Raw genomic sequence first — 15,576 nt, 5'->3', positions numbered from 1 at the left:
TTTACTTATGTTTTTTCCAAGTATATAAAATTGATACTCCGAACGGGAAACTTATGTTTTTATTGATAAATTTCGTTTCAAGATGCATAATGGCAAACAAAACATTGTTTAATAATCCGGGTTTAAAGGCTTCAAAATCACTGCCTGATCCGGCTCTTTTTTCTCCGGTTTTAAACAAATTGCTCAATTTTCTGAACGCATAAATCGGAGGAAATAAAAAAGTGTTGAAATAAGAGGAAAAAATCATCTTACCATCGTTCCCAGTTAAAAACAACTTCTTGATTTCGGGTAATTTATACCTTCTGAAATGGTGATTAATCACATCGTGATGACTCCATAAACTCATGTAAGCAGGCACTGTAATAAAAACAACACCATTCTTTTTTACTACTCTTTTCATTTCCGTCACTGCTAATTGATCGTTTTCTACGTGCTCGATAACATCAAAAGCGCAAACCAAATCGAAGGAAGTTTCGGCAAAAGGAAGTTCGGTAATGGAGCCGTTTATAATTTCAAGACCTGTTTTTTGGGAGGCAAATTCGCAACAAAATTTATCATACTCTACAGAAGTAACTTTGCCAAATTGGGATAAATACTCTGAACTTCTTCCGGGGCCGCAACCTATATTAAGAATGTTTAAATTCTTATCAGAAAGTTGCTCTTTCTGAATTAATCGTCTGATATAATTGGATATTATTCTCTCTCTAGCTACAAACCACCAGTGATTTCGCTCCAAATCGTAATATTCTTTGTAGTATTCGTGATTCATAAATCTAAGATTCCTTGCTCAAGTTACTGTCTTCTTTTCTGATTATTTTATCAATAATAAATAATGGTCTGTTTCTTACTTGGTTATATATGCGTAAAACATATTCGCCAATAATCCCTAAAGAGATTAACTGAACACCACTAAATAAAATGATAGCCAATATTGTTGCGGTAAATCCGTGCGGAACGTCATTGTAATAAAACTTTCTATAAAGATTATAAGCAAAGTAAATTAAGGAAAAAATGACCGTTAAAAATCCCAATTTAGCAATGAACCTTACGGGAAAGTCACTAAAATTAAAAATACCATTAAAGGCCAATTCAAAGAGTTTTGACCAACTGTATTTGGTTTCTCCGGCTTGTCTTTCGTCTCGGTCGTATTCATAACCAATTTGCTTGAAACCAATCCACGCCCTCATACCTCTGATATATCGGCTTTTTTCGGGCATATCGTTCAAATTATCTACTACTCTTCGGCTAATCATGGAGAAATCACCGCTATCGATAGGAATATTAAAATTAGATATTTTTTTCTGTAAGCGATAATACAAATTGTAGGCTTTCTTTTTTAGGAAGCTTTCTTTTCGATTTTTTCGGACAGCATAAATTACATCATATCCGCCAAGTAACAATGAGTAAAAATCGGTTATTAATTCTGGTGGATCTTGTAAATCACCATCAATTATCATAGCACCTCTTTTTCCTCTTACATTCGCCAATCCGGCACTAACCGCCAATTGATGACCATAATTTCTTGAAAGTAATACTCCGGTAAAACGATGGTCTTCTTTGCAAATCGTTTCTATCAATTCCGCAGTTTTGTCGCTACTCCCATCGTTAACCAAAATAACCTCACAGCTAAATTGGGTAGAAGAAATAACATTCTGAAGTCTTTGAATCAATTGATTAAAAACCTGTTCCTCATTATACAAAGGAACAATAATGGATATATCGATACTATTTTCGCTCATCTTTCAAACTAGTTTCCCAGTTGTTAATTTTCAAACTAAAAGCCTTTTTAATCTTCGTTTTATCCAACACGCTGTAACTTGGTCTTTTAGCCGGCGTGGGAAAACTAGAAGTGGGAATCGACAGTAAATTTATACTTATCTTGTTGATTTCAAATATTTTTTCAGCAAAATCATACCAAGAACACTGACCTTCATTACTAAAGTTATAAATGCCGTAGTTATCAATTGCCGGTTGTTGTTGGTTGTTTTTGATGATTTGAACCAAAGCCTCAGCCAAATCAACAGCATTAGTAGGAGTGCCAATTTGGTCGTTTACTACCGAAATGGTTTCTCTTTCCGAAGCCAAACGCAACATGGTTTTCATAAAATTATGCCCGAATGGCGAATACACCCAAGAGGTTCTAACAATATAATGCTTCTTCCAGGTTTGTTGAACGGCTACTTCGCCTTCCAATTTGGTTTTTCCGTAAACTCCGGTCGGATTGGGTTGGTCTTCTTCGGTGTAAGGTAATTTTCGGGTACCGTCAAAAACAAAATCAGTTGAAATGTGTATCAAAACGGTATTCAGTTTTTTACAAACCTCAGCTATGTTTCCGGCGCCAATAACATTAATCGAGTAGGCTTTCTCAGACTCGGTTTCCGCTTTATCAACAGCCGTGTAAGCTGCTGTATTGATACAATATTGCGGTTGGTATTGTTCGAAAATAGCGTTACAATTGGCCCTATCGGTTATGTCTAATTCAGAAGAAGAACAAAAAACAAACTGAAACTCCTTATGTTTGGGCGCTATAAATTGCAAAGCTTGTCCTAACTGACCCGAACTTCCTGTAACCAGTACTACCATACTTTTTTGGCGTTTTGCAACAAAGGTTGAATTTTATCTTTTTCGGAGATAATCATCTCTTGGGAAGGGAATCCCCAATCTATACCCACTAACGGGTCGTTATAAAGTAGGCCTCCTTCGCTTTCCTTATTATAAAAATTGTCGCATTTGTAGAAGAAAGTTGCCGTACTACTCAAAACTAAAAAACCATGAGCAAAACCGCGTGGTATAAAGAATTGCCTCTGATTCTCACCGGATAAAACAACGGATTCATACTGTCCGAACGTTGGGGAATCCGGTCTAATATCTACCGCAACATCTAACACTTCTCCTTGTAAAACCCTTACCAATTTGGCTTGGGCGTGTGCTCCGGTTTGGTAATGCAGACCACGCAAAACACCTTTGGAAGAATACGATTGGTTGTCTTGTACAAAATGAATGTGCTTCCCTATGCCATTTTGGAAAGTCTGCTCGTTAAAGCTTTCCATGAAATACCCTCGCTCATCTAAAATAATTTTAGGTTCGAGAATAAAACATCCTTCCAACTTTGTAGGTATAAAATTCATTAAATCAAACTTAACAAGTGAGTACCGTAACCGCTTTTTAACAACGGTTGGGCTAATTTTTTCAATTGTTCGGCATCAATGAAACCCATTTTGTATGCGGCTTCTTCAATGGCACCTATTTTTAATCCTTGTCTTTCTTCAATCACCTGAACAAACTGACCGGCTTGCATTAAAGAATTGAAAGTACCGGTGTCTAGCCAAGCAGTTCCCCTATCAAGAATGCTGACTTTTAATTTTCCTCTTCTAAGGTATTCTTTATTAACATCGGTGATTTCCAATTCACCACGGTGACTCGGTTTGATGTTCGAGGCTATTTCTACCACATCGTTATCGTAAAAATATATGCCCGGAACAGCGTAATTGGATTTGGGTTGTTGCGGTTTCTCTTCAATGGAAATTACATTGCCGTTTTCATCAAAGTCAACTACGCCATAACGCTCTGGATCGTGAACATGATAAGCATAAATAATGCCTCCGTCGGGGTTGTTATTGGCTAAAAGTAAATCAGATAAACCAGTACCGTAAAAAATATTGTCGCCCAGAACTAAAGCCACTTTATCATTTCCGATGAATTCTTTTCCTATAATAAATGCCTCGGCTAATCCGTTAGGATGCTCTTGTACAGCATATTCAAACCGGCAACCCAAACTGCTTCCGTCGCCCAATAATTGTTGGAACAACGGCAAATCGTGCGGTGTAGAGATGATAAGAATTTCTCTGATACCGGACCACATCAAGGTCGATAACGGATAATAAATCATCGGCTTGTCATAAATCGGCATCAATTGTTTGCTGACAGCCAAAGTCAACGGGTGCAAACGGGTTCCGGATCCACCGGCTAAAATAATTCCCTTCATAAATTATGCATTGAATTTGGCCAACTTTCTTTTGTAATAGGATCTAAAATAGTTCACTATAACAAAAAGGGAAATAAAAAGCACTGGTAAAAACAGTTTCATTTTTCCGTTTACCATTTTAGTATTTTTAACGTTAAGAGTCACACTGTTTTCTTTGATAATTTTATCCAAACTAACTAAATCCAATCGGTGTCTTCCTTGTTCATTTACCAAAACATCTTTTGTTTTTATTACTTCATCCAATTGGGAATTTTCGTTGTAATAAACCAGTTTATCGCTTTTTTGTGAGCCATTAACGGTGGTGTTAAAAGTGTTTAAAAAACCGTTGATTTGACCAATAATTGAATCATTTTCAATCATTTTTATCTTAACGTTGTTCACATACTCCTTCTGAATCAATTGGTAATAATTAGAATCATTCAAATAATCCAAGATGGGTTTTACGGTTCCTTCATTTGAGGCTAGGTCAAGTGTAGAAAACTTGATCAGGTGATACGGATAATTTTTACTGGTAACCGATTCATTGATGACTTTTTTAATGTCGCCGTCTTCCGACATCAATCGGATTAAATCAAAATTTTGGGTTTTATTCTCAACGAATTTATAAACATCGATAATAGGAGAAACTTCGATTCCTTTGAGTTTTTTGGGGTTTTTCAATCCCACTGTTTCTTTAAGGAAAACCGTATCGCCTTCTTTGATTTTTGAATTAATTAATTCTATCTTGGAGTACATGTAATCGGTAGAACCAAAGTTTGGCATAACAATCATCTGATTGTCATAAACTTTAATGCTTTTATCAAGATAAAAACCTAATCCGGCACCGGCTATGAAGAGAATTCCAACCCAAACAATATTTCTTTTGAGAAATAAAATTCCACGGAATAGGCTATTGGAAATACTTTCGAAAAAACCTCCTATCTTCCTGGAGATTTGAGATAAATCGAGCTCTTGATTATCAGTGTTTTGAGGTGTTGCACTCATGTGAATTATTTTACGTTAAAAATTTGTTCCAATATTTTGATGGTAATCAGGTAAGTAGGTTTAACTCCGGTGGTTCCCAATCCGCCAGAAGCCAAAGTACTTCCGGTTTCTAAAGGATTATCCGAAGCGTAATATGCATAACGAACCTTTACATTAGGGTTGATGCTTTTACGAATTTTGGAAGCCGACTGTATTGCTTTTTGATAATAAGCACCTTCCATTTCTAAGCCGATAGCACCCCATGTCGATTCGTGGAAAAACTTCAATAAGTCTTTGTTTTGCAAAGAAGTTCCTAAAACAGTAACCATTGGCCCGGCAAAAACAGGAATATCATTGCCTTCAAACATTTTGGCGGTCAACTCATTCTCAAACGGATAATTATCGGCCGTACCTTCATTGATGTGCGCATTCGGAATCATGATGTCGCCTTTTCCACCTTGTAAAATCCCGGCTTTACCCATAATCGAAACCGATTCTACATTCAAGAAAATCTGATTTTTTCCTTTTTTGTAAGGCTTCAACAACTCGTCTATGGTTTCGTAAGCTTGCTCACCAAATGCATAATCCATTACAATGATAACCGGCTTCTCCTTGCTTAGTTTGGCTTGAGGAAATCCAGATTTAGACCAATCGATTTTATCGGTATCAAAAAGTTGTACATCAATGTTGGTTCCCGAAGTATCCGGCAAAGAAATCATGCCTTGTTTCAGGGCGAATTCCTCTACTTTACTTCTCAAATCCTTATTGCCCGAAGCACTCAAATCCTCATAAATTTGGTATTCCGATTTGCCTTTGTATTTAGCACCTAAAACGCCTTGAGCAAAAATGGAATTCATAACCGAGTGCATATTGGCACTGATAATATGAATAGGTCGATCAAGTAAATTATTTTGGTTTAAAACTTCTTTGATGTTGTTGGCCCAAATTTCACCGTGAATGTGATGGCCTAAGCGCTCTCTTAAAATCGGACTAAACGTGATGGTTCTTTTGTTGTTATCTAATACTTCTTCAATGGCTAATTTTCCTAACCAGTAAATTACGTGTAAAAAACGATCCGGTTTTTCGGCCGTACCAAAGGCATCGTATATGTCTAAAACTTCCGCAAAAGTTCTGCCTAAAACATTAGCAGCATGGGAAATGGCTTTTTCTTTGTCGACTTGATTCAGCTTTTTGGTTTGCAAAGCAGCATGTTCTAATTTTTGCCAATCACGAGAAATTCGGCCTTCATCGTCAATCAACACTCGATCTTTGATTTTGTGTGATTCGATAAAGATGAAAGTCAAGTGTGTCAAAATATCGTAAATATCAGAGCGCCCGCGGGTAATTTCCACGTTCATTTGTTCATCGTCGATGCGGTAGCAATTTCTTCTTCTCTTGGGCGGAATAATCGGCTTAAAATGCGATTTGGAATAGCCTTCATCTGAAGTCAAGTTGATGTAACGACATTCTTCAATCCCTATCGGAAGTCGCTCAATAACATACAACAAACCGTTAAGTTCCACTTTTTCTTCGGCTATACTGCCGTAAATTTCGGGGCGAAGCGCTAATAAGGCTTCTCTTAATGTGTCTCCTGAAACACCCATTGGTTTGTAAAAACCTCTGTTAAATAAATGTCTCATGGTAATGTACAGTCGCTCGATAGCTGCCGAGGACTCTTGCGCTCTGGAGCGCGAAATGTTTTTAATTTCTTTCATTAATTTATCTTTTCTAACCCGCAAATATAGGGTTTTTGTCTTTAATTAGTCAGCGTTAAATGGATGGCTGGTTCGTAAACCTTGATTTTCCCCGAAACATCATCGGTTTGTTTGCTCCATTTACCACCCGAAAACGTGAATAAAAAATCCCTTTCCACATAATTGTACAGCATCAACGGATAATAAGTTTTTTGCATTTGGACTTCCTTAGTCACAGGATTAATCACGGTTTTTTCCTTTTTATTTTTTTCAATCATGAGTTTTTCAAAACCTACAAAAAGTCCGTTTTTAGGCATTACCAATCCAAAATCACTCAAGTCTATTTTGTTGATTTTGGTCCCGTTTTTTACTGTAACAATTAAAGGCTTTTGCAACAACTCTTCGCCCGGATAGCCGTTGGCGTCGACTTTATAAAAATGAAGTTTTACAGTCGCATCTTCTATTCTACTATCGGTGTAAACAGTTACTCTTTTGAGGTAAGGTGTTTTCTTATATTCGGCTTGGTAAGGGAAAAATTTCACGTCTATTCTCGGACCGTTATCAAAAGCTTGAGCGACGGAGTTTTCGGTTAGACCAATAACGTTTTGTTTACTTCCGATGCTGTTGGAAATGACTACTTCCTCCAAATCAAAGGCTTTCGGATTCAGGAATACTTGGTTGACCTGGGCAGCTTTTAGTGTTTTTGTTTCGTAACCCAAAGCCGAAAAAATTAAGTTTTTGGTATTAGCCACCGCTATTGAAAAAGTCCCGTCTTCTTCTGAAGTAGTCGCCACATTTTCATTTTCCACCCAAATATTGGCATACGGAATCGGTTGGCCTGAGATACTATCTTTTACTACGCCTCGAATTTGAGCAACGGCCAAAAACGGCAGAAAAATTAAAAGTAGAAAGTTTGTTTTCATCTTAATTCGTAATGGTAATATTAACGGCCGGTAACAAGTATTTATTGTGGTATTTTTTCATTAGCAGGTTTTCGTAACTGTTGGGTTTGTTCAGTAACACTTTGGATGATTTTGTCCATTGATTCTGTCTTTCTTTAAACCAAGCGTTGGCATCCTCAAACGGAGTGAGTAATAGTTCTGGCTGATAAGTAAGTCCTTGGTGTGTCTTTTTTTCACCGTTTTTGTCTTTGTAATTGTAAGTGATATAATGCTTGTTTTCCTCGATCTTCAGTTTTTCAAAAACAATGAAAAAGCCGTTCTCTGGAATCCTTACTAGTTGCTCCGACAAATCAATCAGGTTTTTTCTGCTGCCTTTTTTCACTGCTACTATCATTTCCTCGGTAAGTTTTTCTTCGCCCGGAGAACCATCGGGTTGGCAATTAACGAGGTAAATTTTTATCTTGGCGTTGTCTGTTTCTGAATCCGTTCGGAACTTAATTTCTTTAAGATACGGATAAAAAGTTCTGTCCTTTTCAGCCAAATCAAAATAGACCGCATGTATAAAATAGTTTTGATGGTATCTGAAACCTCCGGATTGGTAATATCCCAGCTCTTTTTGCTGACTCTCTTTGGGTTTGCCAAGCACAATTTCTGAAAGCGGAATGGCAATAGCAATCAACACTACCCGAGTTGTTTCATTGGCTTTTACAGTTTTTGAGGCGTAACCTAAAGCAGAAAAAAGCAAGTCTTGTTCCGGTGTTTTTACTTCCAGAATAAAAGTGCCGTCGGCTTCAGTGGTAGCGGCTAAATTACCATTGGCGAACCAAATATTCACATACGGAATAGGTTTATTATTTTCATCTACTACAACGCCTTTGGTAATTTGGGCAGAAAGTGATATTGAAAATAAAATAAAAAATAAGATTGTTTTCATCAGTTCGTTAGTATCAAATTTATGGCCGGCAAGATTACAGTATTAAACCAAGGTTTATCGTTACTATTCTCATTGACGAATATTTTGTTTCGAACCCATTTCCCTTTTGAATAACTGAAAGAGTGCTCAACTTTTGAATAATTCACAACCAAGCAGGGTGCGTAACTAATAGATTTTACAATTTCTTTCGAATCGTATGATTTGTATTCAAAGAAAAATTTGTTTTCTTCAATTATCAACCATTCCAAACCAATTACGACTCCTTTTTCGGGAAATTTTAAATTGAATTTTGAGATATCAATACTATTTTTTCTCATTCCTTTTTTGACCGTTACCATTAAATCCTCGCTAAGCAAATCATTCGTTGGAATGCTATCGTTGAATTCGAATATTCTGATCTTTAACTTCGCATTTTTAATATCGCTATCAGAATAAAAGACAATTTTTTTTAAGAACGGCGTTTTTTTATAAAGAGTATCGAATTCAAATAATTTACCGTATATCCAAGGCTTGTCTCCCGATAACTGTCGGTGGTGTATCCTTTCGGCATTGCCAATTTCGAGTTCTTTATCTTGCTTTCTCTTCGTAATTATTATTTCATCCAACTTAAATACAGCTGTTTTTAAAACAACTTTTTCTTCATTTTGGATTGAAATTATTTTGGATTGAAATCCAACGGCCGAAAAAACAAGTCTTTTCCCTTCCGAAGCGTTAATAGTAAAAAAACCATTGTCGTTAGAAGTAGTGCCGACATTTTCGTTTTCAATCCAAATATTCACATAAGGAATCGGTTGGTTGTTTTCGTCTACTACAACACCTTTAACTTGAGCGGAAAGCTGGAAAAAACACAATAGGAAAAAGAGCGATTTCATTTAATTGGATAGTTTGATTTTTAAAGCAATTTCAATATTTCCATTTCCGGCAGAACGAGGACTTCCATCGCGGTTTAATATCATAAGTGTTTTGTCTCCGGGGTAAAACCCTTTAATTGATGGCTCATATCTAAATCTTTTTTGACTTTCCTTTTCCCCTTCAATGATATAATTATATTCATATTTGTTTTGTTCCAATTTCAAATATTCGAATCCAATCATAATTCCTTCTTCCGGAATTTTAATGTTGTATTTTGCTAAGTCAACTATGTTGTTCTTCTCCCCTTTTTTAATGGATACTAAAATATCTTCTTCAACCTCATCTCCTATTGGTAAACCCTCATTATTAACATTGAAAATTCTAATCCTCAACAAAGCATTCTTCAGTTTTGAATTGGTAACAAATTCAATTGATTCTATAAAAGGATGTGCTTTTATTTTCTCATTGTATCTGATGAATTTGGCCCAAACATGAACATTATCTTGTCCGGTGTTGGTGACTCCTGAATTTAATTTTATACCTGAAAAATCGCCAATGACTATTTCCTGAGTTCCTTTTCGTTTTTCGATAACCACTTCATTTAATGCCAGTGTTTTTGGGTACAATACAACCGATTTTACATTTGTTGCCGACACAATTCTAGTCTCATAACCCAATGCCGAGAAGCAAATTCTCTTTGTTTCCGAAACCGGTAAAGTGAAGGTTCCGTCTTCTTCTGAAGTAGTGCCGATATTTTCATTTTCAACCCAAATATTCACATACGGAATCGGTTGGTTGTTTTCGTCTACAACAACGCCTTTAACTTCGTTCCGTTCGGCTTCGCGTCGGGTTACTTGGCCAATAACCAAGTTCAGATTAAAAATTAAGAGGGTAAGTAAGCCGATTCTTTTCATGCCTTTAGTTTGTTTTTAGCCCTGATGCCAAAATTGTTTGAGCTCGTAACGCCGTTACAGCGAGTTTTGGTAGCAGGAATAAGGTTTAGCAATAGCCCAAGCGGTTCGCTCCTACTTAACAAAAAAGTCGGCTATTTTGCGGTCGTTCGCTAAGCGCGGCAGTTTGTTCTGGCCGCCGAGTTTACCGATAGATTTCATGTACTCTTGGAAACCGTTTTTGGCGACTTTGGAAATCACCACCGTTCGCAACACTTTGCCATCAATTAAATCGTCGTAATAGGTATTTTGTTTGCGCATGGCTTGATCGATTTTGAGCGCAAAGTCTTCTAAATTTTCGGGTTCGTTCTCGAATTCAATCAACCATTCGTGATACGGCAATCCTTGGTTGGGTGTGATTTGCGGCGCGACGGTAAATTCGTTCACACGTACATTGGTGCCTTCCATGGCTTCCTGCAGTGCACTTTCGACTTCTTTACCAATCACGTGTTCGCCAAAGGCCGAAATGTAATGTTTAATACGACCTGAAACGATAATGCGATACGGTTGTAAACTCGTAAACTGAACGGTATCGCCGATGTTATACGCCCAAAGTCCGGCATTGGTAGAAAGCAGCAAAACGTAGTTCACGCCAAGCTCGACTTCACCGATAGTATAGCGACGTGGATTTTCGGTGAAAAATTCCTCGGCTTTGACAAATTCGTAAAAGATACCCGAGTTGAGCAACAACAACATGCCTTTTTCTTTTTGGGAATCTTGGTAAGCGAAAAAGCCTTCGGATGCCGGAAACAGTTCTATGGCATCGACTTTCCGACCGATTAAATTCTCGAATTTGGCGCGGTACGGTTCGTAATTCACGCCGCCGTATATGAACAAATTGAAATTTTTAAAAATCTCACCAACAGGTTTGTTGCCTTTTTGTTGCAGCTTTTCGAAATACATTTGCACCCAAGACGGAATCCCGGAAATCACGGTCATGTTTTCGTTGAAGGTTTCTTCAACTATCGCGTCGACCTTGGTTTCCCAATCTTCGATGCAGTTGGTTTCCCAGCTCGGCATGCGGTTTTTTTGGAGGTATTTCGGAACAAAATGTGCTACAATTCCCGAGAGTCGGCCGAGTTTGATGCCGTTTTTTTCTTCTAAAATCGGGCTGCCTTGGAGGAAAATCATTTTGCCGTTCACAAAGTCGGCTTTACCGGTTTCACGGATGTAACTCAAAATAGCATTTCGAGCGGCTTCGATATGATAAGGCATCGACTCTTTGGTGAGCGGAATGTATTTCGCACCCGAAGTTGTTCCGGATGTTTTAGCAAAATAAATGGGTTTGCCTTTCCAGAGTATATTTTCTTCACCTTTGACTACACGATCCACATAAGGGCGAAGTTGTTCGTAATCCCGAATCGGCACTTTGGCGGCAAAATCCTGAAACGTTTTGATATTGGCAAAATCGTGGTCTTTCCCGAACTGGGTGTGTTGGGCTTGTGTAATTAAATCACGGAACACTTTTTCCTGGGTTTCCAACGGTTTAGTCGCCCAAGCTTGGACTTTGTTGTGAATGTATTGTGCAAATAATTTCGCGGCGAAGGATTTAATGGACATCTTATTCGAAGGCTATAAAAATAGTTGGATCAATAGGGTAACCGTCTTTCCACAATTCGAAATGCAAATGCACGCCGGTAGATTCTTGTCCGGTCGAACCGGCTAAAGCAATTACCTCGCCTGATTTCACGTTCTCTCCTTGTTCTTTGGTGAGTGAAGCGGCGTGTTTGTAAACCGAAATGAATCCGTTATTGTGGCGAACGATGATTACATTTCCGTTGGTTGGTGTCCAATCGGCAAAAATGACGTTTCCGCTTAATACAGACTTAATAGGCGTATTCTTAGCCAAAGCGACATCTACGGCATAATGCTTTTCTTTCGGATTGAACTTTTCGGTAATCATTCCTTTGGCCGGCGGAAATAAGACCACGCCTGCTTTCGGTTTGGCCATTTCGAACAGGTTGTATTTGTCTTCGCGAGCCACTTGTTCACGAAGCAATAAATCGGCTTTGGTAGGTTGTAAATCTTCTTCGGAGATTGGCTCAAGATTAGTAGCTGTAATGGAGTCTTTACTAAATTTGGCCACATCTAAATCGCCCGTCAATATCTTTTTGATTGAAGCGATGTAAGCTTCGTTTTTTTTTAGGGCTTGTGACAAAGAATCGGATTTTAAGGCTAATTCGGTCGCGTCTTTTTTGAGTTTCGTTGAAGCATACCCAGGAATGTACTCGCGCAAAGGTGTAAAAGCGATGATATACGTAGTGACAAAAATAATCAATAACGCGCCTATGGTTGCCACTACGAATACATTCATTAGCGTCAACCGCAAAGAGAACACTTCTTCAAAAGTATCGTCATTCAGAATAACCAAACGGTTTTTCGTGAATAGTTTCTTCTTGATGATTTTACGTTTTTGTCTTTTCTCAGACATGATGAATGATTATACTACAAATATAGAAATTATATCTGCTAACGATTTCATAAACTTTGCTGTTCTTTCATTATAAATAAACGCAGCTATTGATTTATTTTCTACCTTTGTTGAATATTTAATCTAAATAGATAAATCATGAATTTTTTAATGATATTTTTAGGAGAAATCGGGATGCCTCAGATTTTGTTGATTCTTGCGATTGTTTTATTGCTTTTTGGCGGTAAAAAAATTCCGGAATTGATGAAAGGTTTAGGTAGTGGCGTTAAAGAATTTAAAAAAGCTGCCAAAGACGATTCTGCTGCTCCGGCAAAAAAAGAGGAAGAGACAAAAGAATAATTTAACAACAACTATATGACCTTTTTAACCATATTTTTAGGTACTATCGAATTCCCACAAATGATGTTGATTTTGGCGGTTGTTTTATTGCTTTTCGGCGGTAAAAAAATCCCGGAATTAATGAAAGGTTTAGGAAGCGGTGTGAAAGAATTTAAGAAAGCTGCCAAAGACGATACCGTTGCACCAACTACAACGGTAAAAGAGGAAGAAGCTAAACAATAAATTCGGGCTCCACATCTAGGTAAAAATAAAAATCCCAAATTCAATGTTAGTGAATTTAGGATTTTTTTTGTTTTTTAAAAAATCATCGTGAGTTGAATGCGTTTTCGGTCTTCGTCTACCTCAACCACTTTCACTTGCACGTGTTGGTGTAATTTGACTACTTCATTTACATCAGAAACATAACCTTCTTTTAGTTGGGAAATGTGTACCAAACCACTTTCTTTGATTCCGATGTCGACAAAACAACCAAAAGCGGTAATGTTGTTCACTATACCCGGTAAAATCATGCCGGAACGCAAATCTTTAATCGTTTTGACATTCGGGTCGAATTCGAAAATTTTGGCGGCTTTTCTCGGGTCGAGACCGGGTTTTTCGAGTTCTTTTACAATGTCTTTGATGGCTAATATTCCGATGTCGTTGGTAATGTAATTTTCGGGTTTGATTAAAGCTATTTTATCTTTTTTACCGATCAACTCGGCGGTTTTCAGACCTAAATCTTTCGCCATTTTTTCTACTACCGGATAAGCTTCGGGATGCACGGCGGAGTTATCCAACGGATTTTTGCCGTCTTTAATTCGGATGAAAGCCGCGGCTTGTTGGAACGCTTTATCACCTAAACGCGGTACTTTTTTGAGTTGTTTTCGGTCTTCGAACGGACCATTTTCTGAACGATAGGCAACAATGTTTTCCGCCATTTTTTCGCCAATTCCGGAAACGTAACTCAGCAATGACTTACTGGCGGTGTTGATGTTAATACCAACCGAATTCACGCAGCGAACCACTACGGTATCGAGTTCCTCTTTGAGTTTGGTTTGGTCTACATCATGTTGGTATTGACCAACGCCTATCGATTTCGGGTCGATTTTCACCAACTCGGCCAAAGGATCCGAAAGACGTCTTCCGATAGATACCGAACCACGAACGGTAACGTCGAAATTCGGGAATTCGTCTCGGGCAATTTTGCTGGCGGAGTAAACGGAAGCGCCGGCTTCGGAAACCACAAAAACTTGAACCGGCTTATCAAAAGTAATTTTTTTGATGAAGAATTCTGTCTCTCGACTGGCGGTTCCGTTCCCGATAGAAATGGCTTCAATGTTATAGGCGTTGACCATCGATTTGATTTTTTTCATCGCCATAGCCGTTTCATTTTGCGGCTGGTGCGGATAAATGGTTTCGTTGTAGAGCAAGTCGCCTTTTTCATCCAAACAAACCACTTTACAACCGCTGCGGTAACCCGGATCGATGGCTAAAATTCGTTTTTCTCCTAATGGCGGTGCTAACAGCAACTGGCTCAAATTACCGGCAAATACTTCGATGGCTTTGCTGTCGGCTTTGGCTTTGGCTTCTTGTAAGGTTTCGTTGGCAATGGCCGGTTCGAGCAAACGTTTGTAGCTGTCTTTTATGGCCAAACGAAGTTGCTCTGCTGTTTCTCTGTTGTTTTTAATGGTATTGTTTTCGATGAATTCGATGGCTTCTTCTTTAGAATCTAAACCTACGTTGAGTTTGACAAACCCTTCAGCTTCGGCACGCAACATGGCTAATAAACGATGTGATGGTGCTTTGGCAATAGGCTCCGACCAATCGAAATACTGAGAAAATTTTTGGGCAGCTTCCTCGTCCTTTTTAGTTTTAACGACTTTGGTTTCGACCACTGCTTTTCTTTGGAACATTCTACGAAGATTCTTTCTGATGTAGCTGTTTTCATTGATCCATTCCGCTATGATGTCGCGTGCACCTTGTAACGCTTCGTCTTCATTAGGCACTTTAGCGTTTAGATATTTAGAGGCGATAAATTCAATATCATCGGAATTTTGCGCCATGATGATTTTAGCCAGTGGTTCCAAGCCGTTTTCACGCGCTACATCGGCACGAGTTTTTTTCTTCTTTTTATAGGGCAAATACCAATCTTCTATTTCCTGTAAATCGAAGCTGTTTTCAATCTTAATTTTTAAATCCGAAGTCAATTGTCCTTGTTCTTCGATTGATTTTAAGATGCTTTCTTTACGCTTGTTGATATCGTCAAACTGTTTGGATAATTTGGCGATTTGCTCAATTACAGTTTCGTCTAAATTCCCGGTTTGGTCTTTGCGATAACGTGAAATAAATGGAATGGTGCAATCTTCAGAAAGTAATTTTAAAGTAGCTTCGATACTTTTGGGCGATGCGGAAATGTGGTTTTGAATAAATTGTATGTTGGTCATTTTTGTATTTTTGGACTAAATCAATGCAATGATAAAATATTTTTTCCTGCGAATTTTGCTGTTGGTGCTATTTTGTTTGGGCAGTATCTTTTTCTTCCTTGAT

16 protein-coding genes are annotated in these 15,576 nt (G+C 38.0%); 2 read left to right on the top strand and 14 right to left on the bottom strand.

What is annotated here, in order from left to right; translation table 11 throughout:
- Nucleotide 1 precedes the first annotated feature (1 nt).
- The 13 genes from Q0M21_RS01970 to Q0M21_RS01910 all read right to left on the bottom strand — a co-directional run bounded on the left by Q0M21_RS01970 (nucleotide 2) and on the right by Q0M21_RS01910 (nucleotide 12,711).
- Nucleotides 2-769: a bifunctional 2-polyprenyl-6-hydroxyphenol methylase/3-demethylubiquinol 3-O-methyltransferase UbiG gene (locus Q0M21_RS01970; protein ID WP_295333963.1), complete on the bottom strand. Its 768-nt coding sequence runs from the start codon at nucleotides 767-769 to the stop codon at nucleotides 2-4.
- 4 nt (nucleotides 770-773) lie between these two features.
- Nucleotides 774-1,739: a glycosyltransferase family 2 protein gene (locus Q0M21_RS01965; protein ID WP_295333961.1), complete on the bottom strand. Its 966-nt coding sequence runs from the start codon at nucleotides 1,737-1,739 to the stop codon at nucleotides 774-776.
- Entirely contained in the window at nucleotides 1,726-2,583 is an 858-nt protein-coding gene (rfbD, locus tag Q0M21_RS01960) for a dTDP-4-dehydrorhamnose reductase (RefSeq protein ID WP_295333958.1), read from the bottom strand. The genes Q0M21_RS01965 and rfbD overlap by 14 nt, the downstream gene beginning before the upstream one ends.
- Nucleotides 2,577-3,128 (bottom strand): dTDP-4-dehydrorhamnose 3,5-epimerase, encoded by a 552-nt coding sequence (gene rfbC, locus Q0M21_RS01955; RefSeq protein ID WP_295333954.1) that lies wholly within the window; start codon nucleotides 3,126-3,128, stop codon nucleotides 2,577-2,579. The genes rfbD and rfbC overlap by 7 nt, the downstream gene beginning before the upstream one ends.
- Nucleotides 3,128-3,985 (bottom strand): glucose-1-phosphate thymidylyltransferase RfbA, encoded by an 858-nt coding sequence (gene rfbA, locus Q0M21_RS01950; RefSeq protein WP_295333951.1) that lies wholly within the window; start codon nucleotides 3,983-3,985, stop codon nucleotides 3,128-3,130. Before rfbA ends, rfbC begins: the two co-directional genes overlap by 1 nt.
- A 3-nt stretch (nucleotides 3,986-3,988) precedes the next feature.
- The gene (locus tag Q0M21_RS01945; protein ID WP_295333948.1) at nucleotides 3,989-4,969 is read right to left on the bottom strand and encodes a hypothetical protein; all 981 of its coding nucleotides are present in this window, start codon (nucleotides 4,967-4,969) and stop codon (nucleotides 3,989-3,991) included.
- 5 nt (nucleotides 4,970-4,974) lie between these two features.
- On the bottom strand, nucleotides 4,975-6,663 hold the full coding sequence (locus tag Q0M21_RS01940) for a hypothetical protein (protein WP_295333945.1): 1,689 nt from the start codon (nucleotides 6,661-6,663) through the stop codon (nucleotides 4,975-4,977).
- Between the two features lie 41 nt (nucleotides 6,664-6,704).
- The gene (locus Q0M21_RS01935) at nucleotides 6,705-7,565 is read right to left on the bottom strand and encodes a carboxypeptidase-like regulatory domain-containing protein (RefSeq protein WP_295333942.1); all 861 of its coding nucleotides are present in this window, start codon (nucleotides 7,563-7,565) and stop codon (nucleotides 6,705-6,707) included.
- Between the two features lies 1 nt (nucleotide 7,566).
- Entirely contained in the window at nucleotides 7,567-8,478 is a 912-nt protein-coding gene (locus Q0M21_RS01930) for a carboxypeptidase-like regulatory domain-containing protein (protein WP_295333939.1), read from the bottom strand.
- Complete coding sequence (locus tag Q0M21_RS01925) at nucleotides 8,478-9,350, bottom strand: carboxypeptidase-like regulatory domain-containing protein (protein WP_295333936.1); 873 nt, start codon at nucleotides 9,348-9,350, stop codon at nucleotides 8,478-8,480. The genes Q0M21_RS01930 and Q0M21_RS01925 overlap by 1 nt, the downstream gene beginning before the upstream one ends.
- Nucleotides 9,351-10,244, bottom strand: a complete 894-nt coding sequence (locus Q0M21_RS01920; RefSeq protein ID WP_295333934.1) for a carboxypeptidase-like regulatory domain-containing protein — start codon at nucleotides 10,242-10,244, stop codon at nucleotides 9,351-9,353.
- Nucleotides 10,245-10,355: 111 nt separating this feature from the next.
- On the bottom strand, nucleotides 10,356-11,840 hold the full coding sequence (locus tag Q0M21_RS01915; RefSeq protein WP_295333931.1) for a GH3 auxin-responsive promoter family protein: 1,485 nt from the start codon (nucleotides 11,838-11,840) through the stop codon (nucleotides 10,356-10,358).
- Nucleotide 11,841: 1 nt separating this feature from the next.
- Entirely contained in the window at nucleotides 11,842-12,711 is an 870-nt protein-coding gene (locus tag Q0M21_RS01910) for a M23 family metallopeptidase (RefSeq protein ID WP_295333928.1), read from the bottom strand.
- Nucleotides 12,712-12,849: 138 nt separating this feature from the next.
- Here Q0M21_RS01910 and tatA point away from each other — a divergent pair, with 138 nt between their 5' ends.
- Both tatA and Q0M21_RS01900 read left to right on the top strand, forming a co-directional pair.
- Nucleotides 12,850-13,050, top strand: a complete 201-nt coding sequence (gene tatA / locus Q0M21_RS01905) for a twin-arginine translocase TatA/TatE family subunit (protein WP_295333925.1) — start codon at nucleotides 12,850-12,852, stop codon at nucleotides 13,048-13,050.
- A gap of 15 nt (nucleotides 13,051-13,065) precedes the next feature.
- Nucleotides 13,066-13,272, top strand: coding sequence for a twin-arginine translocase TatA/TatE family subunit (locus Q0M21_RS01900; protein ID WP_295333922.1), 207 nt, complete (start codon nucleotides 13,066-13,068; stop codon nucleotides 13,270-13,272).
- A 74-nt stretch (nucleotides 13,273-13,346) separates the two neighbouring features.
- On the opposite strand, the gene Q0M21_RS01895 is transcribed toward Q0M21_RS01900, so the two are convergent.
- Nucleotides 13,347-15,473 carry a Tex family protein gene (locus tag Q0M21_RS01895; RefSeq protein WP_295333919.1) on the bottom strand — a complete coding sequence of 709 codons (2,127 nt, stop codon included), beginning with the start codon at nucleotides 15,471-15,473 and terminating at the stop codon, nucleotides 13,347-13,349.
- Between the last annotated feature and the right edge of the window lie 103 nt (nucleotides 15,474-15,576).

The sequence above is a fragment of the Flavobacterium sp. genome (assembly GCF_024710485.1).
Taxonomy (GTDB): Bacteria; Bacteroidota; Bacteroidia; order Flavobacteriales; family Flavobacteriaceae; genus Flavobacterium.
The sequence above is the reverse complement of the archived record's forward strand: the minus strand, read 5'-3'. Positions and strand labels throughout refer to the sequence as shown.